20 protein-coding genes are annotated in these 20,558 nt (G+C 72.1%); 7 read left to right on the top strand and 13 right to left on the bottom strand.

From position 1 onward, the window contains the following. The 7 genes from ACWC24_RS29715 to ACWC24_RS29685 all read right to left on the bottom strand — a co-directional run bounded on the left by ACWC24_RS29715 (position 1) and on the right by ACWC24_RS29685 (position 8,768). A complete protein-coding gene (locus ACWC24_RS29715) occupies positions 1–1,188 on the bottom strand; it encodes an acetylornithine transaminase (RefSeq protein ID WP_450665970.1) in 1,188 nt (395 codons plus the stop codon). Further along, positions 1,185–2,090: an acetylglutamate kinase gene (argB, locus tag ACWC24_RS29710; protein WP_450665969.1), complete on the bottom strand. Its 906-nt coding sequence runs from the start codon at positions 2,088–2,090 to the stop codon at positions 1,185–1,187. Before argB ends, ACWC24_RS29715 begins: the two co-directional genes overlap by 4 nt. Further along, the gene (gene argJ / locus ACWC24_RS29705) at positions 2,087–3,238 is read right to left on the bottom strand and encodes a bifunctional glutamate N-acetyltransferase/amino-acid acetyltransferase ArgJ (protein ID WP_450665968.1); all 1,152 of its coding nucleotides are present in this window, start codon (positions 3,236–3,238) and stop codon (positions 2,087–2,089) included. The genes argB and argJ overlap by 4 nt, the downstream gene beginning before the upstream one ends. 180 nt (positions 3,239–3,418) lie before the next feature. Beyond that, complete coding sequence (gene argC, locus ACWC24_RS29700; RefSeq protein ID WP_450665967.1) at positions 3,419–4,447, bottom strand: N-acetyl-gamma-glutamyl-phosphate reductase; 1,029 nt, start codon at positions 4,445–4,447, stop codon at positions 3,419–3,421. 45 nt (positions 4,448–4,492) lie between these two features. Further along, positions 4,493–4,978 carry a GtrA family protein gene (locus tag ACWC24_RS29695; RefSeq protein WP_450665966.1) on the bottom strand — a complete coding sequence of 162 codons (486 nt, stop codon included), beginning with the start codon at positions 4,976–4,978 and terminating at the stop codon, positions 4,493–4,495. Then, positions 4,975–5,925, bottom strand: a complete 951-nt coding sequence (locus ACWC24_RS29690) for a glycosyltransferase family 2 protein (protein ID WP_450665965.1) — start codon at positions 5,923–5,925, stop codon at positions 4,975–4,977. Before ACWC24_RS29690 ends, ACWC24_RS29695 begins: the two co-directional genes overlap by 4 nt. A 23-nt stretch (positions 5,926–5,948) precedes the next feature. Next, positions 5,949–8,768, bottom strand: coding sequence for a YfhO family protein (locus tag ACWC24_RS29685; RefSeq protein ID WP_450666029.1), 2,820 nt, complete (start codon positions 8,766–8,768; stop codon positions 5,949–5,951). A gap of 499 nt (positions 8,769–9,267) precedes the next feature. Here ACWC24_RS29685 and ACWC24_RS29680 point away from each other — a divergent pair, with 499 nt between their 5' ends. Continuing rightward, positions 9,268–9,705 carry a carboxymuconolactone decarboxylase family protein gene (locus tag ACWC24_RS29680; protein ID WP_450665964.1) on the top strand — a complete coding sequence of 146 codons (438 nt, stop codon included), beginning with the start codon at positions 9,268–9,270 and terminating at the stop codon, positions 9,703–9,705. Here ACWC24_RS29680 and ACWC24_RS29675 read toward each other — a convergent pair. Then, positions 9,692–12,172, bottom strand: coding sequence for an alpha-L-arabinofuranosidase C-terminal domain-containing protein (locus ACWC24_RS29675; protein WP_450665963.1), 2,481 nt, complete (start codon positions 12,170–12,172; stop codon positions 9,692–9,694). The two genes, ACWC24_RS29680 and ACWC24_RS29675, sit on opposite strands and share 14 nt — an antisense overlap. 232 nt (positions 12,173–12,404) lie before the next feature. Between ACWC24_RS29675 and ACWC24_RS29670 the strand changes: the two genes are divergently transcribed. Together ACWC24_RS29670 and ACWC24_RS29665 are read left to right on the top strand one after the other, a co-directional pair. Then, a complete protein-coding gene (locus tag ACWC24_RS29670) occupies positions 12,405–12,662 on the top strand; it encodes a hypothetical protein (protein WP_450665962.1) in 258 nt (85 codons plus the stop codon). A gap of 1 nt (position 12,663) precedes the next feature. Beyond that, on the top strand, positions 12,664–13,107 hold the full coding sequence (locus ACWC24_RS29665) for a DUF6314 family protein (protein ID WP_450665961.1): 444 nt from the start codon (positions 12,664–12,666) through the stop codon (positions 13,105–13,107). Here ACWC24_RS29665 and ACWC24_RS29660 read toward each other — a convergent pair. From ACWC24_RS29660 to ACWC24_RS29650, 3 genes are all read right to left on the bottom strand, one after another. Beyond that, on the bottom strand, positions 13,089–13,682 hold the full coding sequence (locus ACWC24_RS29660) for a histidine phosphatase family protein (protein WP_450665960.1): 594 nt from the start codon (positions 13,680–13,682) through the stop codon (positions 13,089–13,091). The two genes, ACWC24_RS29665 and ACWC24_RS29660, sit on opposite strands and share 19 nt — an antisense overlap. A gap of 116 nt (positions 13,683–13,798) precedes the next feature. Further along, positions 13,799–14,236, bottom strand: coding sequence for a GNAT family N-acetyltransferase (locus ACWC24_RS29655; RefSeq protein WP_450666028.1), 438 nt, complete (start codon positions 14,234–14,236; stop codon positions 13,799–13,801). Between the two features lie 59 nt (positions 14,237–14,295). Continuing rightward, a complete protein-coding gene (locus ACWC24_RS29650) occupies positions 14,296–15,783 on the bottom strand; it encodes an aminotransferase-like domain-containing protein (RefSeq protein ID WP_450665959.1) in 1,488 nt (495 codons plus the stop codon). Between ACWC24_RS29650 and ACWC24_RS29645 the strand changes: the two genes are divergently transcribed. Next, positions 15,782–16,801, top strand: coding sequence for a DMT family transporter (locus tag ACWC24_RS29645; RefSeq protein ID WP_450665958.1), 1,020 nt, complete (start codon positions 15,782–15,784; stop codon positions 16,799–16,801). The two genes, ACWC24_RS29650 and ACWC24_RS29645, sit on opposite strands and share 2 nt — an antisense overlap. 26 nt (positions 16,802–16,827) lie before the next feature. Then, entirely contained in the window at positions 16,828–17,022 is a 195-nt protein-coding gene (locus tag ACWC24_RS29640; RefSeq protein WP_351609514.1) for a DUF1918 domain-containing protein, read from the top strand. A 1-nt stretch (position 17,023) separates the two neighbouring features. On the opposite strand, the gene ACWC24_RS29635 is transcribed toward ACWC24_RS29640, so the two are convergent. Continuing rightward, a complete protein-coding gene (locus ACWC24_RS29635) occupies positions 17,024–18,343 on the bottom strand; it encodes a glycoside hydrolase family 10 protein (RefSeq protein ID WP_450665957.1) in 1,320 nt (439 codons plus the stop codon). A 170-nt stretch (positions 18,344–18,513) separates the two neighbouring features. Here ACWC24_RS29635 and ACWC24_RS29630 point away from each other — a divergent pair, with 170 nt between their 5' ends. Next, positions 18,514–19,374, top strand: coding sequence for a 3-hydroxybutyryl-CoA dehydrogenase (locus tag ACWC24_RS29630; RefSeq protein WP_450665956.1), 861 nt, complete (start codon positions 18,514–18,516; stop codon positions 19,372–19,374). A gap of 208 nt (positions 19,375–19,582) precedes the next feature. Further along, on the top strand, positions 19,583–19,840 hold the full coding sequence (locus ACWC24_RS29625; protein ID WP_450665955.1) for a hypothetical protein: 258 nt from the start codon (positions 19,583–19,585) through the stop codon (positions 19,838–19,840). 26 nt (positions 19,841–19,866) lie between these two features. Here the strand turns inward: ACWC24_RS29625 and ACWC24_RS29620 are convergent, their stop codons facing one another. Further along, the gene (locus tag ACWC24_RS29620; protein ID WP_450665954.1) at positions 19,867–20,412 is read right to left on the bottom strand and encodes an NUDIX domain-containing protein; all 546 of its coding nucleotides are present in this window, start codon (positions 20,410–20,412) and stop codon (positions 19,867–19,869) included. Between the last annotated feature and the right edge of the window lie 146 nt (positions 20,413–20,558).

Below are 20,558 nucleotides of genomic sequence, written 5' to 3'. Positions count from 1 at the left end.
TCATCCGTCCCCCTTGGCCACGTCCAGGATGCCGGGCATCGCCCCGAGCAGCGCGTCCACGTCGTCGTCGCCGAGGTTCAGCGCCGGCATCAGCCGTACGACATCGGGTGCGGGCGCGTTCACGAGGAAACCGGCGTCCTGGGCCGCCTGCTGCACCTGCTGCGCGAGCGGCTCGGTGAGCACGATACCCAGCAGGAGTCCGGCGCCCCTGACGTGGTCGATCAACGGGTGGCCGAGCGACTCGATCCCGGCGCGCAGCCGCTCGCCCTGGTTCTTGACGTTCTGGAGGAGGCCGTCCGCGGCGATCGTGTCGAGGACGGCGAGTCCGGCCGCGCAGGCGACGGGGTTGCCGCCGAAGGTCGTGCCGTGCTGGCCGGGGCCCATCAGTTCGGCGGCACGTCCGAAGGCGACGGTCGCGCCGAGCGGCAGCCCGCCGCCGAGGCCCTTGGCGAGCGTGACGACGTCGGGCAGGACGCCCTCGTGGGCCTGGTACTCGAACCAGTGCCCGGTGCGGCCGATGCCGGTCTGCACCTCGTCGAGGACGAGCAGCGCGCCGGTGGCGGCGGTGATCGCGCGGGCGGCCTTCAGATAGCCCGCGGGCGGGACGACGACACCCTTCTCGCCCTGGATGGGCTCGATGATCACCAGGGCGGTGTCCTCGGTCACCGCGGCGGCCAGCGCCTGCGCGTCGCCGTAGGGCACGTGGGTGACGTCACCGGGCAGCGGCAGGAACGGCTCCCGCTTGCCGGGCTGGCCGGTGAGCGCGAGCGCGCCCATGGTGCGGCCGTGGAAGCCGCCCCGGGTGGCGACCATGTGGGTCCGCCCGGTCAGCCGGCCGATCTTGAAGGCGGCCTCGTTGGCCTCGGCGCCGGAGTTGCAGAAGTAGACCTTGCCGTCCCGGCCGAAGTGCTGGAGCAGCCGTTCGGCGAGGGCGACGGGCGGTTCGGCGACGAAGAGGTTGGAGACATGACCGAGGGAGGCGATCTGCCGGCTGACGGCCTCGACGACGGCCGGGTGGGCGTGGCCGAGCGCGTTGACCGCGATGCCGCCGACGAAGTCGACGTACTCCTTGCCGTCGGCGTCCCACAGCCTGGTGCCCGCGCCACGGACGAGGGGCAGCCGCGGGGTGCCGTAGTTGTTCATGAGCGCGCCCTGCCACCGCTGGGTGAGGTCCTCGTTGGCGGTCATGCGTTCTCCCCCTCCTCGTCCGGCACGACCATCGTGCCGATGCCTTCGTCCGTGAAGATCTCCAGCAGGATCGAGTGCTGGACCCGGCCGTCGATGACGCGGGCGGTGTTCACGCCGTTGCGTACGGCGTGCAGGCAGCCCTCCATCTTCGGCACCATGCCGGACGACAGCTCCGGCAGCAGCTTCTCCAGCTGGGCGGCGGTGAGGCGGCTGATCACCTCGTCGCTGTGCGGCCAGTCCTCGTACAGTCCCTCGACGTCGGTGAGGACCATGAGGGTCTCGGCCCCCAGTGCAGCAGCGAGTGCCGCAGCCGCCGTATCAGCATTGACGTTGTAGACATGTCCGTCGTCCTGGCTCCGGGCGATCGAGGAGACGACCGGGATGCGGCCGTCGGCGAGGAGTGCCTCGATGGCGCCCGTGTCGATCGCGGTGATCTCGCCCACCCGTCCGATGTCGACCGGCTCGCCGTCGATCTCGGGCCGGTGCTTGGTGGCGGTGATGGTGTGCGCGTCCTCGCCGGTGAGGCCGACGGCGAGCGGGCCGTGCTGGTTGAGCAGCCCGACCAGCTCGCGCTGGACCTGCCCGGCCAGCACCATGCGTACGACGTCCATGGCGTCCTCGGTGGTGACCCGCAGGCCCGCCTTGAACTCGCTGACGATGCCGTGCCGGTCGAGGGCCGCGCTGATCTGCGGGCCGCCGCCGTGCACGACGACCGGCTTGAGGCCGGCGTGGTGCAGGAACACGATGTCCTGGGCGAACGCGGCCTTGAGCTGATCGTCGATCATGGCGTTGCCGCCGAACTTGACGACGACGGTCTTGCCGTTGTGCCGGGTCAGCCAGGGCAGCGCCTCGATGAGGATCTCGGCCTTGGGCAGGGCGGTGTGCCTGCGTGTGGTGCTCATGAGCTGTACGCGCTGTTCTCGTGGACGTAGTCCGCGGTGAGGTCGTTGGTCCAGATGGTGGCGGTCTCGGAGCCGGCCGCGAGGTCGGCGACGATGTGCACCTCGCGGTAGCGCATGTCGACCTTGTCGCGGTCCTCGCCGACGCCGCCGTCCTTGCACACCCAGACGCCGTTGATGGCGACGTTCAGCCGGTCGGGCTCGAAGGCGGCGGAGGTGGTGCCGATGGCGGACAGCACGCGTCCCCAGTTGGGGTCCTCGCCGTGGATGGCGCACTTGAGGAGGTTGTTGCGGGCGATGGAGCGGCCCACCTCGACGGCGTCCTCCTCGGTCGCGGCGTTGACCACCTCGACCTTGATGTCCTTGCTGGCGCCCTCGGCGTCCCGGATGAGCTGCTGGCCGAGGTCGTCGCAGACGGTCCGTACCGCCTCGGCGAACTCCGCGTACTCGGGGGTGACGCCGGAGGCGCCGGAGGCGAGCAGCAGCACGGTGTCGTTGGTGGACATGCAGCCGTCGGAGTCGACGCGGTCGAAGGTCGTACGGGTCGCGGCGCGCAGGGCCCGGTCCAGTACGTCACCGTCGAGGTCGGCGTCGGTGGTCAGGACGACGAGCATGGTGGCCAGGCCGGGGGCGAGCATGCCCGCGCCCTTGGCCATGCCGCCGACGGTCCAGCCGTCCCGGGTGACCACGGAGGTCTTGTGGACGGTGTCGGTGGTCTTGATGGCGATGGCGGCCTTCTCGCCGCCGTGCTCGCCGAGGGCGGCGGCCGCGGTCTCGATCCCCGGCAGCAGCTTGTCCATGGGCAGCAGGACGCCGATGAGCCCGGTCGAGGCGACGGCGACCTCGGCGGCGTTGTGGCCGAGGACGTCCGCGACCTTCTCGGCGGTGGCGTGGGTGTCCTGGAAGCCCTTCGGTCCGGTGCAGGCGTTGGCGCCACCGGAGTTGAGGACGACCGCGGTGACCGAGCCGCCCCTGAGGACCTGCTCGGACCACAGCACCGGCGCGGCCTTCACACGGTTGGAGGTGAAGACGCCGGCGGCGGCGCGGCGGGGCCCTTCGTTGACCACGAGGGCCAGATCGGGGTTGCCGTTCTCCTTGATCCCGGCGGCGATGCCCGCCGCCGTGAATCCCTTGGCTGCCGTGACACTCACTGCATCTCCTTGTTCGCTTCTCCGCCCGTGCAGCGCGCCGGTGCGGCCATCGCCGTCGTCTGCAGCCCGGTGGCTGCACGCGCGTCGCTCACTGCATCTCCTTGTTCGCTTCTCCGCCCGTGCAGCGCGCCGGTGCGGCCATCGCCGTCGTCTGCAGCCCGGTGGCTGCACGCGCGTCACTCACGGTGCGACTCCGATCGTGGAAAGCCCGGTGGTCTCGTCGAGTCCCAGGGCGATGTTCATGCTCTGGACGGCACCGCCCGCGGTGCCCTTGGTCAGGTTGTCGATGGCGCTGATCGCGATGATGCGGCCCGCCGCCTCGTCGTACGCGACCTGCACCTGAACGGCGTTGGAACCGTAGACGGACGCCGTGGCGGGCCAGCGGCCCTCGGGGAGCAGGTGGACGAAGGGCTCGTCGGCGTAGGCCTTCGCGTAGGCGGCCCGCACCGACTCGGCGGTGACGCCCGGCCTGGCCTTCGCACTGCACGTGGCGAGGATGCCGCGGGGCATCGGCGCGAGGGTGGGGGTGAAGGAGACGGTGACCGGCTCACCCGCGGCCGCGGCCAGGTTCTGGATCATCTCGGGGGTGTGCCGGTGGCCGCCGCCGACGCCGTAGGGCGTCATGGAGCCCATGACCTCGCTGCCCAGCAGGTGCGCCTTGGGCGCCTTGCCCGCGCCGGAGGTGCCGGAGGCGGCGACGACCACGGCCTCGGTCTCGGCCAGTGCGGCGGCGTACGCGGGGAACAGCGCGAGGGTGACGGCGGTCGGGTAGCAACCGGGCACCGCGATGCGCTTGGACCCCTCCAGCGCGGCGCGGGCACCCGGAAGTTCGGGGAGGCCGTAGGGCCAGGTACCGGCGTGCGCGGAGCCGTAGAAACGCTCCCAGTCGGCCGCGTCCTTGAGCCGGAAGTCGGCGCCCATGTCGACGACGAGGACGTCCGGGCCGAGCTGTTCGGCGACGGCGGCGGACTGTCCGTGCGGCAGGGCGAGGAAGACGACGTCGTGCCCGGCGAGCGTCTCGGGCGTGGTCGCCGCCAGCACCCGGTCGGCCAGCGGCAGCAGGTGCGGCTGGAGCGCGCCGAGCGGCTCGCCCGCGTTGGTGTTGCCGGTCAGGGCGCCGATCTCGATCTCGGGGTGCGCGAGGAGCAGTCGCAGGACCTCTCCGCCCGCGTATCCGCTCGCTCCGGCCACCGCTGCTCGTACCGCCATGTCACCCTCCTCCTGGATGGCATGACTATACGTATCACTGCACGTTTATGCAATCTCCTGGACGGCACCCCTCCCGGCGTCCCGGACGGCGGGTTCCCCTGCGTCCGGGACGGCGCGCTCCTCGGGATCCCGGACGGCGGGCCGCTCGGGCGACATGACCCAGCGGGAGACCACGAACGTCACCGGGACCGCCGCCAGGGACGCGGCGAGCGGGGCGAAACGGCTCCCCTGGTGCAGGACGTCGACGATCACGTACACACCCGCAGTGGTGATCAGGAAATTGGCCGCATTCGTCAGCGGGAACAACAGGAATTTCCGCCAGGTCGGCCGGGTCCGATAGGTGAAGCGCGCATTCAGAAAGAAAGAACCGGTCATGCTCAGTAAAAATGCAAACACATGAGCGGTCAGATAGGGCAAGGAGATGAGAAACAGAAGGTAAAGACCGTAGTACGTGGCCGTGTTGACCACGCCGATCACGGCGAAGGTGATGATCTGCCGGCGCACGGGGCGCCGTCTCTCGGCGGGCGTCACGGAATCAGGTCTTCCACTCGTCGTACGTTGGTCGCCTTCACCAGGAAGTGCGGGCGCCGCTTCACCTCGTAGTAGATCCGGCCCGTGTACTCCCCGATGACCCCCAGCATGGTCATCTGGACCCCGGACAGCGCCGTGACGGCGGTGATGACCGTGACATAGCCGGGCGTCTGCACCCCGTTGACCAGCGCGGCGACCACGATCCACGCCGTGTACAGCCCCGCGCACAGCAGCAGGGCCATGCCGAGGTAGAGCGCGGCCCGCAGCGGACGGTTGTTGAACGACAGCAGTCCGTCGATCCCGTAGTTGAGCAGCCCCCGCAGGCTCCACGAGCTGCGGCCGTGCTCGCGCACCGCGTTCTCGTACTCGAAGGTGGTGGCGGCGAACCCCACCCAGGCGAACAGGCCCTTGGAGAAGCGGTTGTACTCGCTCAGCGCCAGGACCGCGTCCACCACCCGGCGCGACAGCAGCCGGAAGTCCCCCGCCCCGTCCACGAGCTCGACGTCGACGAGCCGGTTGACGAACCGGTAGTACAGCCGGGCGGTGACGGTGCGCAGCACCTTGTCGCCGCTCCTGGTGCGCTTGGCGATGACCTGGTCGAAGCCCTGTTCGCGCAGGTCCACCATGCGGGTGATCAGTTCGGGCGGATGCTGGAGGTCCGAGTCCATGACGACCACGCAGTCCCCCGAGGCGTGGTGCAGCCCGGCCAGCAGCGCCGCCTCCTTGCCGAAGTTCCGGCTGAAGGAGACGTACCGCACGCGCGGGTCCTGGGCCGCCAGCCGCATCAGGACCGCCAGCGTACGGTCGCGGCTGCCGTCGTCGACGTACATGAACTCCATGTCGTGACCGCGTGGCAGGAGCTCCTCCGCGACCCGTTGGACGTGGTCGTGGAAGCGCTCGATGACGTCTTCCTCGTTGTAGCAGGGTGCGACGATCGAGATGAGCATGGTTCTCCCCCTGTGGCGCGGCGTCAGAGCGCCACTCGTGCGTCGGCTCGGTCGGTCGGTCGGGTGGTCGGTCGGGTGGTCGGTCGCGTGGTCGCCGAAGGCGTCCTCGCCCGCCGGCCGCGGACGACGGTGAGCGCGCCGAGCAGGGTCAGGCCCAGCAGCGACACACCGCCGACGGTGGCGCCCAGGCGCAGCCCGGGCGGGTGGAACGTGCAGGTGACGATGGTCGAGGTGCCGTCGAGCGGGACGGCGACCAGCCCGTGGTAGCTCTCGGCGGGCAGGGCGGCGGCCGTGCCCGTGGCGCAGCGCCAGCCGGCGATCCGCGGGGCCGCCAGGACCGCGGTTCCGCGGCTGCCCGCGGGCAGCACGGCCCGGACGGTGCCGTCGTGGACGGTCACCCGGGTGGCGCCGGTCGCCGTGAGCCGTTCGACCGCGGTGCGCAGCCGGGCGGTGTCCAGGCAGCCGACCGCGCCGCCCGGGACGATGCTCGTCCCGTCCGGGGACAGCTCGATCGTGAGGTCTCCGGAGGCGGGCACCCGGCCGAGCCGCTGCATGGAGGCGATCGCGGTGGCGAGGTGGTCGGAGCGGAAGCGGCCGGTCGGGGCCGGGCCCGGGGCACCGGCCAGGCGGGCGGTGCCCGAGAGGTGCGGTGCCCACAGGTAGACCTCGCTGCCGGGGCGGCAGCGGGCGGTGATCGTCGGCCTCGGCCCGGTGGTCCCGGCGGCGACCGGGCCGAGGCGCACGCCGGGGCGCCCGTCGCCGAGGCTTATCACCCGGCCGGCGGCGGTGCGCACGGTCACCCGCGGCACGGTGTAGACGGGGGTGCCGAGCAGCAGTTCCTGGTTGCGGTACGGGGACGGGCCGAAGGCGGGCCGGTTCGCGCCGGTGCCGGACGGCCGCACCGTGACCAGCGGCGGCACCGGCTGCCGGGACACGGTGGTCCGGCTGCCGTCCTGGGGGAAGCGCTTCTGGTCCGGGTCCGGCGGGGAGTGCACCCGGGCGCCGACGGAGAAGATCGCGTCCGTGACGGCGTTGTCCAGGCTCTGCAGGCTGCGGCCCCGGGAGGTCCAGCCGTCCCCGAGGGCGGTGAGGGTGCGGCTGAGGACGTCGGAGGTGAGGCTGCTGTAGTACTGGGCGCCCTGGCCGCCCACCTCCATCGGGTCGTTGGCGACGGTCTGCTCCCGGCCCGGGTCGGTGCGGTAGCGGGGCCAGCCGTCGGTCTCGGCGATCAGCTCGGCCTGGGTCTGCCGGCGGGCGCCCCAGGGGCTGTGGTCGTCCATGCGGGTGGCCCGCGACCGCGTGGCCACGGCGGAGGTGGCGGCGGCCTCGCCGAACTGCCCGCCGAGCAGCAGGACGGCGGCCAGGCCGGCGAGGACGGCGCGGCGGCGGCCGCCCGGACGGGGAGCGCCGTCCTGGCGCGGAGCGCCGTCCTGGCGCGGAGTGCCGGCGCCGTCCGTGTCGTCCGCGTCCTTCGCGTCGTCCGCGTCCTTCGCGTCGTCCGTGTCCTTCGCGTCCTTCGTGGCGTCCGCGTCCTTCGTGGCGTCCGCGCGGCCCAGCAGGGTCAGGCCGGTCAGCGCCGCCAGGGCGGCGAGCACGGCGATCGGCAGGGTGAAGGCGTGGTGCGCGGGCATGCTGCCCGCGGCCTCGGCCATGACCAGGGCGAGCAGCCCGGCGGCCGCGAGCAGCGCGCGCGGACCGGGAGGGCCGTACGAGAGCGAGGTCCAGGCGGCGATCACCAGCAGCCCGCACAGCACGAAGGTCTGGCGGTACGCGCTGCCCTGCGGGGTGGCGAAGGCGTGCCAGACCAGATGGGTCGGCCCCCAGCGCATCGACAGGATCATCGCCGCCACCAGCAGCGTCCACCCGGCGCGCACCCGCCGGGGAACCGCCCGGTGGAAGGGCAGGGCGAGGGCGAGCAGCAGCGCGGCGGTGCCCACGTAGGCGGCCGGGCTGCTGAAGCTGTACGACGTCGGCAGCAGGTGGGCCAGCAGATATTCGAACGCCAGCGGCTGGAACTCGGCGACCCGGCCCGGATAGGCGTGCCTGGTGCCGAAGTAGACGACGACCACCAGCGGCGCGGCCAGGCCGATGCCGAGCACGGTGCTCAGCACCGCCCGGCCTGCCGCCACGAGCAGCCGCCGCACCGGGAGGCCGGACAGCGACAGCCGCAGCAGCAGCACCAGACCGGCGCCGAGGGTGGCCATGTACGCCGTGTAGAAGTTGGCGATCCAGGCCAGGGCCACGACCAGCGCCCCGAGCACCGGCCGGCGTCCGTGCAGCGCCCATTCGCCGACCAGGCACAGCAGCGGCAGGGCGATGAGTCCGTCGAGCCACATCGGGTTGACCGTGGCCATCAGCACGCTCCAGCCGCACAGGGCGTAGGAGGCGCCGAGCAGCCCTGCGGCCCACCAGCGGCCGGGCCGCAGGGCGAGCAGCAGCCAGGCCATGGCCGCACCGGCGCAGGCCGTCTTCAGCACGGTGATCACGTAGACCGCGAGGTCGATCTCGTCCCGCGGGAAGACCGCCACGAGCAGGGCGAACGGGCTGCTCAGATAGGTGCCGAGGTCGGGCAGGAAGCTGGAGCCGAACCCGGACCGCCAGTTCATCAGCAGGCCGCCGTCGGCCCGGCCGTGCAGCAGGTCCCACAGGTGCGCGTGGAACGGCACGTACTGGTTCCCCAGGTCGCTCACGTTGCGGCTGCGCGGTCCGAAGGGGTAGCTGCGCGCCACGACGTCGGCGGTGCAGGACACGAGGACCGCGACGGCCGCCGCGAGCAGGGCGGCGGCCTGTTCCGGCCGGACGGCCGGGCGGGGCGGCCGAAGCCGGCCCCGGAGCCGGTCCAGCCGGGGTGTCCGGCCGGACCGCGGTGGGGCGGACGGTGCGGGTGCGCTCGGCGGCACCGGGGAGACGGTCGGCTTCACACCCTGCTCCGGTACGGACGGCGCCGCGTACTCCTGTGAGGAATGCCACACGGAGAGGCGGTGAGCAAAGTCGGGCGTTCCATTGTTCGCAGGCCCCCTGGGGAAGTGGCACGCATGGCGTCTCGTCCAGGGGCGTCACTTCCCCCGCATTATTGATTCGCCGCCTTAGACGGGCCTGGATTCCGAATGGTTGTGCCGTGTAGGGGAATTGATGAAGGTTCTTTCGGAAACGGGCGCGGGTCGCACTAACCGCCCGGTTAACACCGAGAGAACACCCGGACAATGGAATTCGTCCTGTGTGCAATTACAGGGGTGAAGGGCCCTGACTGCGGGGGCGGAGGGCCGCGATCGCGGGGGCCGCAGTCCGTGGTGCGCGGCCCGGCTTGACCTGGAGCGCGCTCCAACTCCTACGTTCTGCGCCATGAACCCGAACAGCACCCGTGAAGAGCGTTTCGCCCATGGTCTGGAGGTCCTGAAGAGGGTCGACGGCGAGGCCGGGCAGCGGGTCGTCGACGCGCTCGACGACGTCAGCCCCGAGCTCGGTCACCAGGTCGTCTCCTGGGCCTTCGGCGAGATCTACGACCGGCCCGGACTCGTCCCGCGGGACCGCCAGTTGGTGACCCTGGGCGTGCTGACCGCGCTCGGCGGCTGCGAGGCGCAGCTCGACGTGCATGTGAACGCGGCCCTGAACGTGGGTCTGACGCCCGAGCAGATCACCGAGGCGCTGCTGCACGCGGCCGTCTACTGCGGTATGCCGAGGGCGCTGAGCGCGACCTTCGCCGCGAAGAAGGTGTTCGCCGAGCGTGGGCTGCTGCCGCTCGGGCAGCAGCCCACCGATGCCTCGGCTACCTCCGCCTGATCCGCAGGAAGGTGACGGAGTCCGCGGGGAAGGTGTACGTGAACCGGTCGGCGACGCCGGTGAAGGTCGACGTCACCGGCGCGACCCCGGTCCGCGTCTCGGTGTTCACCGCGTCCGGGGCGGCGGCCAGCGTGGTCACCCGCGCCTTGTCCGCGACCCGGGCGCCGCCGAGGTCGATCGCCGTACGGGCCGCCGAGGAGCGGGCGTTGACGACCTTGACGATCAGGTCACCGGTCTTCCGGTCCGTGGTGACGACCTGCCGGAACGGCTCGGCCGGCTTGTCGTCGGTGAAGCTCCCCCACTCCTCGCCGTCGAGGTAGAGGGTCACCTGGCGGCCCCGCACCTTGATGTCGATGTCGTAGGCGCGGCCCGTCTCGACGGTCCCGGGCTTGGCGATCAACGTCGACTTGCCGCCGTCCACGGCCTGTTCGACGGCGCTGGTGGTGTTGTTCCAGCCGCCGAGGTTCCACCAGTAATAATTGCCGGTGTCCTGGACGCCGAAGGCGACGAGGAAGCCCTCCTTGCCGGACGTCTTGGTGGCCTTCACGCTCAGGTCGTAGTCGTGCCAGGCGGTGTCCCCGGCCGAGACCATGGTGTTCTCGGCGGCCACGTCGCTCTGGACGTACCGGCCGTCCTGGACGCTCCAGCTGCCGCCGCCGGTGTGGGTCCACCGGGACGCGTCCGTGCCGAAGTCGTCGTCGAGCAGGACCGTGCCGTCCGCGCCGGTCACCTTCACGTCGTCGTAGGCGGCCGTCGTCGCCCAGGTCGACAGGCCGACGGCGCCGGTGATCGGGCCGCTGACGGACGGGGTGGTGGTGGCGGTGCTGGGCACCACGCGGTCGCCGACGTTGGTCATGAACAGCTTCTGGACCTCGTAGTTGGCCGAGCCCCAGGAGGCGCGGTTGTTGAACCAGACCAGGTCCGGGCTCCACTGGACGTAGTCCTCGTTGGCGAACAGCGGTGCGTAGGAGGCGAGTCGTACGACGTCCGCGTTGCGTTCCAGGCCGGTCATGTAGGCGGCTTCGGCGAGGCCGTTCTTGAAGGCGTTGCCGCCGGAGGCGTACTCGCCGAGGAACACCTTCGGGCCGCCGCGGTCGTAGGTGTCGTAGCGGTCGTTGTTCTGGAGGAACCACTGCGGGCTGTTGTAGTAGTGCTCGTCGACCAGGGCGACGCCGGCGTCCCGGTTGAGCTGCCAGGCCGTGTCGAAGGTCGTACCGGCGTCGTCCGGGCCGGAGTTGGAGACGAGGGTGATGTCCGGGTACACGGCCGCGACGGCGGCGCGGAACTCCTGGAACCGGGCGAAGAACTCGACCGGGAGGTTCTCCTCGTTGCCGACCTCGATATGGGTGAGGTGGAAGGGCCCGGGGTGTCCCATCCGGGCACGCAACCCGCCCCAGGTCGAGGTGACCGGCCCGTTGGCGAACTCGATGAGGTCGAGGGTGTCCTGGATGTGCCGCCGGAGCAGGGCGTCGTCGTCGACGGCCCGGTTCTGGCCGCACCCGGTCACCAGGGCGGGCACGACGGGCAGCGGCATCGCGCCGACGTCCTCGGCGAGCCGGAAGTACTCGTAGTAGCCGAGTCCGTAACTCTGGTTGTAGCCCCAGAAGTTCGCGTTGGTGGCGCGCTGCTCGACCGGGCCGACGGTGTCCTTCCACTGGTAGGAGCGGGCCCGCTGCCAGCCGGACGCCTCGCTGTAGTCCTGCATCGAGCCCGTGTTGACCAGGCAGCCGCCGGGGAAGCGCACGAAGCCCGGGTGCAGGGCGGCGATCTTCTCGGCGAGGTCCTTGCGCAGGCCGTTGGGCTCGTGCTTGTAGGTGTCGTGCGGGAACAGCGACACCATGTCGAGGGCGGCGGCGCCGGTGGAGGCCACGGTGAGTCGGCCGGTGGCGCTGGTGCGGCTCGCGGTGAACGTGGCCGTGTACTTGGCCCAGCCGCCCCGGGCGGTCACCCGGCGGGCGTTCGCCAGCGTGCCGTCGGCGTCCTGGAGGGAGACGGTGAGCGCGCTGCCGGCGCTGCGGGCCCAGACCGAGAAGTCGTACCTGTCGCCCTCCCGCACGCTGATGCCGGTGTTGTAGCCCGCGTTCGTGACCGCCGAACCAGCCTCCATCGAGAGGTAGTTGCGATTCCGCTCGGCCAGGCGGCCGGCATCGTCGACGACCTGGGCGCCGCCGGTGACCGTCCAGGAGGTGAGCGGTGTGTAGGACCGGTTGTCGGTGGTGGAGTACTCGAACGAGCGGTTCTGCACGAGTTCGGCGTACAGGCCGCCGTCGGCGGCACGGTTGATGTCCTCGAAGAAGACGCCGTACATCGCGTCGGCGATCTTCGCGCCCCGGGCGGCCGGGTCGACGGTGATCGTGTAGTCGGTGACGTCCTCGGCGTGCGCGGGCGCGGGAAGCCCGGCCGAGGCGAGCAGTAAGGCGACGGCGGCGAGGACGGGCCGCCGCCAGGTTCGGACGGTGCGTGACATGGACACTCCGCGACTCTGTAGGAGTTGTGAGCTGTAGGAGTTGCGAGCTGGAGGAGTTGCAGGCTGCGGGCGTTGCAAGATGTGAGCGTTGCAAGATGTTCGATATTACGAACATTGATCAGCACTTCGAACGGCACCCTAGGGAGGAGGCATGGGCGCGTCAATGGGACGGGCGTCGGCTCCCGTGGTGGGGGCTGCCGGACACAGGCGGCCAGGACATAGGGTCGAGGCCATGCACGTGCTGCTTCCCTACCTGGCCACGGCCGGCTGTCTGGCGGCCGTCCTGGGGCTTTTCACCTGGCTGGCGCGGCGGATCCGCCGACGCGGCACCGCCGGCGCGGGTCTGGTGGCGGCGCTGGCCTCGTACGAGGAGGCGTTCCGCGCGACGAGTCATGACTCGTACCACGAGATCCAGGCCCAGGCGCGGCGCAGGTCGCCCGTCGACTCGCCGGACGGATGGCGCCGCCGCCGGCCCACGGGACGGGGCTGACATGGACGGTCTCCGGCCCGTGCCCGATGTGCTGGCCCATCTGGCCGGGCGCTGGCGGGTGGAACGCACCGTGCGGGATCTCGCCGGGGGCGAGGAGGGCCGCTTCGAGGGGGTCACCGACTTCGGCCCGCTGGACGGCGGCGGACTGCTGCACCGGGAGACGGGCCGGTTCGTCTGGCGGGGCGTCGCCCGGCCCGCCGAGCGGACCCTGCGGTTCCTGCCGGGCGCGGTGCCCGGCACGGCGGACGTACGGTTCGCGGACGGGCGGCCCTTCCATCACCTGGACCTGACGTCCGGGCGTTACGTGGCCGACCACCCCTGCGCCGCCGACTTCTACCGCGGCGAGTTCACCGTCCGGGACGAGGACCACTGGCGGACGGTCTGGCGGGTCGGCGGCCCCGCGAAGGACCTCGTGCTGACGACCGACTACGTCCGTGAGGGCTGAGCGGACGTGGAGTCGAAGCGAAGGTGCCAGCGGCCCGCGCGGCCGCTCACGGTGATCGCCGACAGGGACCGGACGTCGATGTTCCAGTACGTCGAGGGCGGTGCCTGCAGCGCGTACACCAGCGCCGCGCGGATCACGGAGGGTTCGGCGACGGCGACGATGCGGCCGCCGTCCTCGACCGGGCGGGTGTCCAGCCAGCCGCCGACCCGGGAGATGAAGGCGAGCAGCGGTTCACCGCCGTGCGGGGCGGAGCGCGGGTCGGCGAGCCAGGCGTCCACCGACTGCGGTTCCCGGGCCATCGCCTCGCCGATCGTCAGCCCGCGCCAGCGGCCCATGTCGCAGTCCCGCAGGGCGAGCTGGACGAGCGGCGCGTAACCGAGGGCGTCCCCGGTGGCACGGCTGCGCGGGTTCGGCGAGCAGTAGCGCAGTTCGGCGGCGGCGAGCGGCAGCAGTTCGGCGGCCACCCGCTGCACCTCCTGCCAGCCCGCCTGGTCCAGCGGCCGGTCGTCGTCGAAGCGCTCGGCGAGCAGCGGGGAGCTGCGCGCGGCTGCGACGAAGGTGACCCGAAGTGCCATGCGGCGATCGTGAGCCGCCCGGGCCCACCGGTCAAGGGTTCCCGCCTGTGCGTTACCGACGGTTCATCATCCTTTACCCGAACGTCGGGGCCTGCCGGGCAAGTCGCACCAAAACCTCACTCGAAGGCAAGGACCATCCACTGGTCGGGGACGTCCAGCGCCCGGAAGCCCACCTTCTCGTAGACCCCGTGGGCGTCGTGGGTGGCGAGCAGGATGCGGCGCAGTCCGTACGGCCGCAGCCGGTCGCGCACGGCGGCCACCAGGGCCGTGCCGATCCCCTTGCCGCGCACCGACGCGTGCACGTACACGTCGCACAGCCAGGCGAAGCTCGCCCGGTCGGTGACGACTCGGGCATAGGCCACCTGTTCGCCGGAAGCCATGTCGTACACGCCGAAGTTGAGCGATCCGGCCATGGCCCGCTCGTGCTTCTCCCGCGACCGCCCGATCGCCCAGTACGCGTCGGTGGACAGCCAGTGGTGCACGCGCCCGACGTCGACGCGGTCCGGGTCGGTGGAGATCTCGTACCCCTCGACGAGCCCGTGGGTGTCGGGCACGTCGGGTACGCAGCCGGTCTCGGACGGGTCGGCGGGGGCGGGGGTGTCGCGGAGGTCGGTCATGGCGGGATCCTCACAGCTCGGGCGCCGCGTGTCGAAGGGTTTCCGGCGGCCGGGAGCACCTCGTCGCAGGCCGTGCGCAGCCGCCGTACCCCCTCGGTGATCTCCCCGGTGCCCGCGACGGCCGCGAAGCTCAACCGCAGGTGTCCGGCCGGGGGTTCGGCGCTGAAGTACGGACGTCCCGGGGTCAGCGCGACACCCGCGCGCAGGGCCGCGGCGGCCAGGGCGGCCTCGTCGGTGCCGTCGGGCAGACGCAGCCACAGGTGGTAGCCGCCGGACGGGACGTGCGGCAGGGCGAGTTCGGGCAGGGTCAGGCGCAGGGCGGTGGTCATCGCCTCCCGGCGGGCCCTCAACTCCGCGGAGACGGCGCGCAGATGGCGCGGCCAGGCGGGCGATCCGACGAGTTCCAGGGCGGCTTCCTGGAGCGGCCGGGGGACGAAGAAGGTGTCGACGACCTGGATGGCGCGCAGGCGTTCCAGGACCGGGCCGCGCGCGGCCAGGGCGCTGACCCGGAAGCTGGGCGAGGTGGCCTTGGTGAGCGACCCGACGTGCACCACGACGCCGTCCGGGTCGTCCGCGGCGAGCGGCCGCGGCAGCTCACCGGCGTCCTCGTGCACGAGCCGGCGCACGAAGTCGTCCTCGACGACGAACGCGCCGGCCCTGCGGGCGATGCCCAGCACCTCGCTGCGGCGGGCCGGGGCGAGCACGGCGCCGGTGGGGTTCTGGAACAGCGGCTGGCAGACGAGGACGCGGGCGCCGGTGGCCCGGAAGGCGTCGGCGAGCAGGTCCGGCCGTACCCCGTCCGCGTCCACCGGTACGGGCACCGGGCGCAGTCCCGCCGCGCGGGCGATGGCCAGCATCCCGGGGTAGGTGGGCGACTCCACGAGCACCGGGGCGCCGGGGGGTGCCAGCGCGCGCAGCGCGGTGGTCAGTGCCGCCTGGCCGCCCGCGGCGACCAGCACCTCGGCGGCCGTGACCGACCCGCCGATGTCGCGGGCGAACCACTCGCGCAGCTCCGGCAGCCCTTCCATGGGCGGCCGCCCCCACGCCCCGGGACGGCGCCCGGCGCGCGACAGGGCCGCGGCCATGGCCCGCTCGGGCTGGAGGGCCGGATGCAGATAGCCGCCGTTGAACTCGATCACCCCGGGCGGTGGCGCGGCCAGCGAGACGGTGACCCCGGAGGCGTCCACCGTGCGCGGTACGAGGTCGGCGGCGCCGTCGGCGCTGAGGGCGACCTCCTGCCAGGAGGTGTCACCGGCGGGCGCGGCGGCGGCGCGCGGGCGCGCGCGGAACGCGCCCGCGCCGGGCCGGGTGACCACCAGCCCCTCGGCGGCGAGCTGGGCGAGGGCCCGAGAGACGGTCACCGGGCTCACCCGGAACCGCTCCACGAGGGCCCGACTCGACGGGAGCTTTCCACCGGGAGAGTAGCGGTCGAGCTCCCGCCGGAGCTGTTCCGCCAGTTCCCCTACGCTGCTACGCTCATACATGAGAGCACAGAGTAGCGCTACCGCTTCGACCCGGATAGCGGTCGGCACCACCGCCCCGGGCGTCGCCCCAACTGGCACCCCTTCTCCGGGCGCCGCTTCCCCGGGCACCTCTTCGGGCGTCTCCGCCACGGGCGCCCCCTCCCCCGGTCTCTCCTCCCCGGGTTCCACCGCGGGCCTGGCGCAGGCCGCCCTCGGGGTCGTCGCCTTCTCCCTCACCTTCCCGGCCACCGCCTGGGGCCTGGAGGGCTTCGGACCCTGGGCGCTGGTCTCCGTGCGCAGCGTGCTCGCGGCGCTGATCGCGGGCGGTGCCCTGCTCGCCCTGCGCGTACCGCCGCCCGCCCGGCGGCACTGGCCGGGGCTCGCGGTCGTCGCCGCCGGGGTCGTTCTCGGCTTCCCGCTGCTCACCACGCTCGCCCTGCGCACCTCGACCACCGCGCACGCCGCCGTCGTGGTCGGCCTGCTCCCGCTGACGACCGCGCTGCTGTCCGCCCTGCGCGTCGGCGCCCGGCCCTCGCGCACCTTCTGGGCGGCGGCGCTGGCGGGTGCCGCCGCCGTGGTCGCCTTCACCGTGCAGCAGAGCGGAGGCGCCCTGACCGTCGCCGACCTCTATCTCTTCGGGGCGCTGCTGGTGTGCGCGGCCGGGTACACCGAGGGCGGCCGGCTGGCCCGTGAACTGCCGGGCTGGCAGGTCATCGGCTGGGCGCTGGTGCTGTGCCTGCCGCTGACCGTGCCGGTGGCCGCCGCGGCCCTGGTCCACCAGCCGCCGCAGTTCGGCGTGCACAGCGTGGCCGGACTGCTGTGGGTCGCGGTCGGCTCGCAGTTCCTGGGTCTGGTCGTCTGGTACCGGGGGATGGCCGCCATCGGCATCCCCAAGGCCAGCCAGTTGCAGTTGGCGCAACCGCTGCTCACACTGGTGTGGTCGGTGCTGCTGCTCGGCGAGCACCTCACGCCGGCCGCCCCGCTGACGGCCGCCGCCGTGCTCGTCTGCATCGCCGTCACCCAGCGGGCGCGCGGCTGAGCGCGCACTGGTGAGGAGGCCCGTAGATGCGCGCAACCAAAGGCGACCGGCTTGTCCAGCACGGCAGGGTGGTCGGCCAACACGACCAGGTATCGGAAGTCGTCGAGGTGATGGGCACGGAAGGCAACCCGCCCTACCGCGTCCGCTTCCCCGACGGACACGAGGCAGTGATGTCCCCCGGCCCCGACTGCGAGGTCAAGCACCCCGACAAGGAGCGGTGAGTCAGCGCGGGGGCCTTGCCGGCTGCCGGTAGTGGTCGGCGACCACCCGCGCCATCGCACCGACCGGGTCCGCAGCCACCTCCCGGGCGGCGAAGAAGACATGACCGCGCACCTGCGGGAGATCCGCGGCGAGCGCGAGATGGCGGGAGAGTTCGCCCGGGTCCTGCCAGGCCGCGGGCTGCGCCGGGTCACCGGCCTTGTACAGCGCCTCCCCGGCGTACAGGTCCGTGCCCGTCCCCCGGGCGACCTCCGCCCACCAGGGCAGCAGTTTCGCGTAGTCGGCGGCGGGCAGGCCGATGTGCCAGTAGAGCTGCGGGACCAGGTAGTCGATCCAGTGCTCGCGGACCCATCTGCGGGTGTCCGCGTGCAGGTCGTCGTACGTCTGCACGCCCGCCCTGGTGTCGGAGCCCAGCGGGTCGGTGACGGCGTTGCGCCACACCCCGAAGGGGCTGATGCCGAACCGGGTGCCGGGCCGGGTCCGCCGGATCCGGCCCGCGGTGTCCCGGACCAGCCGGTCGACGTTGTCGCGGCGCCAGGCCGCCCGGTTGGGGAAGTCCCCGCCGTGGGCGTCGTAGGCGGCGTCGTCGTCGAAGGACTGGCCCGCCATCGGACGGGGATAGAAGTAGTCGTCGAAGTGCACCCCGTCGACCGGGTAGCGGGCGACCGCGTCGAGCATCGCGTCCTGGACGAAGGCGCGCGCCTGGGGCAGACCCGGGTTGTAGTAGAGCATCCCGCCGTACGCCACCACCCAGTCCGGGTGCCGCCGGGCCGGGTGGGAGGCGACGAGCTTCGCCGGATCGGTGTCGAAGGCGATGCGGTACGGATTGAACCAGGCGTGCAGCGCCAGCCCCCGGGCGTGCGCCTCCGCCACGGCCGTACCCAGGGGGTCCCAGCCCGGATCGCGGCCCTGGACGCCGGTGAGACACCCCGACCACGGCTCGTACGGGGAGGGCCACAGCGCGTCCGCCGTCGGCCGCACCTGGAAGATCACCGTGTTCAGGCGGTTGCGCACCGCCGCGTCCAGGTGGGCGATCAGCTCCGCGCGCTGGGCGGCCGCGCTCAGCCCGGGGCGGGAGGGCCAGTCGCGGTTGCCCACCGTCGCCAGCCACACGCCCCGCATCTCCCCGGCCGCGCTGCCCGCCGCGCCGGGCGCGCGCCGAGCGCTCCGCTCCCCCGGACCGGCCGCCCACGCGTCCTCCCGGGCCCCGGTCCGCCGCTCGGCCGGCTCCGCCCTCGTCGCGCCCGTCTCCGGGCCGGCCGTCAGCGCCGTCAGCGCCGTCAGTGCCCCCAGCGCGAACGTCCGCCGGGTCGGTCGTCCCACGTCGAGCACCCCCTGCGCGTCGGAACCGCGCGGTCACGGAACGTCCTGGCGCCAAGGATGCCGCACCCGGACGATCGATCATCGATACTTGGCGGTAACGTGCACGAACGGAGCAGGCACCGAACCCGGCAGACCTGCCACCGTCGTGGATCAGCAGCGAAAGGGACGATGTGACCGACATCGAACGCGTCGGAGTGGTGGGCTGCGGCCAGATGGGAGCGGGCATCGCCGAGGTCTGCGCCCGCGCAGGTCTGGACGTCAAGGTCGCCGAGACCACCGGCGAAGCCCTGGAGTACGGCCGTACCCGGCTGTTCACCTCCCTGACCAAGGCCGCCGAGCGCGGCAAGATCACCGAGGAGGAGCTGGCGGCGACCCAGGCCCGCCTGAGCTTCACCACCGACCTCGGCGAGTTCGCGGACCGCGACCTGGTCATCGAGGCCGTCGTCGAGAACGAGCAGGTCAAGACCGAGATCTTCCAGGTCCTTGACCAGGTCATGACCCGACCGGACGCCATCCTGGCGTCCAACACCTCCTCCATCCCGCTGGTGAAGCTGGCCGTCGCCACCTCGCGGCCGGACCAGGTCATCGGCATCCACTTCTTCAACCCGGCCCCGGTGCAGCAGCTCGTCGAGCTGATCCCGGCGCTGACCACCTCCGAGGGCACGCTGAGCCGCGCGCAGCTGTTCGCCGAGAAGGTGCTCGGCAAGCACGCCATCCGCGCCCAGGACCGCTCCGGCTTCGTGGTCAACGCGCTGCTGGTGCCGTACCTGCTCTCCGCCATCCGGATGTTCGAGTCCGGCATCGCCGGCCGCGAGGACATCGACAACGGCATGGAGATGGGCTGCGCCCACCCGATGGGCCCGCTGAAGCTGTCCGACCTGATCGGCCTGGACACCATCGTGTCGATCGCGAACAGCATGTACGCCGAGTACAAGGAGCCGCTGTACGCCGCTCCCCCGCTGCTCCAGCGCATGGTCGACGCCGGCCGCCTCGGCCGCAAGACGGGCTCGGGCTTCTACACCTACGGCTGATGCGGCAGTCGGCCCCGCGGCCGACTACACCGAGCTACGCCACGCGGGCCCGGCACCTGGGAAGGTGCCGGGCCCGCGGCATTCACACACCGTGTGAGCGGCGGGCCCGCATATGCCGCCCGCACACTCTCCCCACGCGCCGACCAGGCGAGTTGACTCTTCATGCACATGCAAGGGATGTGATTCGACCACGGAAAGGAGCGGACACATGACCGCCGATCCCGAGCATCCCGTCGTCCATGGAGAACTCGCAGAGTTACGACGCCGCCTCGATGTGGCGTACGCCCGCGTCGAGGGCGGGCTGGCCCTGCTCACCCACCGCACCGAAGAGACCGCCAAGGAACTCGACGAACTGAGCACCCGGCTCGGCTCACTGGAACACGCGCGCTGGCCCCTGCCCTCGATCGCGGCCGTCACCGCGGTCGGCGCACTGGCCGTGGCGGTCTGGCAGGCCCTCGGCCACTAGCCGTCGGCCGGGACGCCCTGGGGGATTCAGGGCACGGCGTCCTGCCCGAGCCTGAGATGGTGCAGCAGCAGTAACGCGGCCGCCATGTTGGCGGCCGGGACCTCACCGCGGGCGACCAGGTCGGGGACGAGCTTGAGCGGGACCCATTCCCGGCGGTCCGACTCGAAGTCGTCCACGGGATGCCCGATGAACTCCCCCTCGTCGGCCCAGTAGATGTGGTGCCGGGCGTCGGTGAGCCCGTTGGACGGCTCCACGCTCATGAGGTGGTGCAGAGGCCCCGGCCGCCAGCCGGTCTCCTCCTCCAGTTCCCTGGCGGCCGCCTCGGCGAGGCCCTCGCCGTCCTCGACGACGCCCGCCGCGAGTTCCCACCCCCAACTGTCGGTGATGAAACGGTGGCGCCACAGGAGAAGGACCTCGTTGGCCTCGTTCACCACCGTGGCCACGGCGACGGGCCGCAGCCGTATGAGGAAGTGGTCGAGATGCCGGCCGTCCGGGAGCGCGACATCGGCGAGATTGACCCTGAACCAGCGGTTTTCATACACAGTTTGTTCGTTCTGTTTCGTCCACTGCACGGTTCTGCCACCTTCCGCTGAGTAAGTGGCAATATCGCAGCAGGAGCACTCTGAGAGCAGGCGCACAACGAGCGCCTCCCTGCGCCCCCATGGACGCGGGGCACGGGCCTCGGCCGGGTCTTACCTGTCTTACCTGCGGAAACGCG

This window comes from Streptomyces sp. NPDC001443, assembly GCF_053597355.1.
This window is presented reverse-complemented; position numbering and strand designations above follow the sequence as displayed.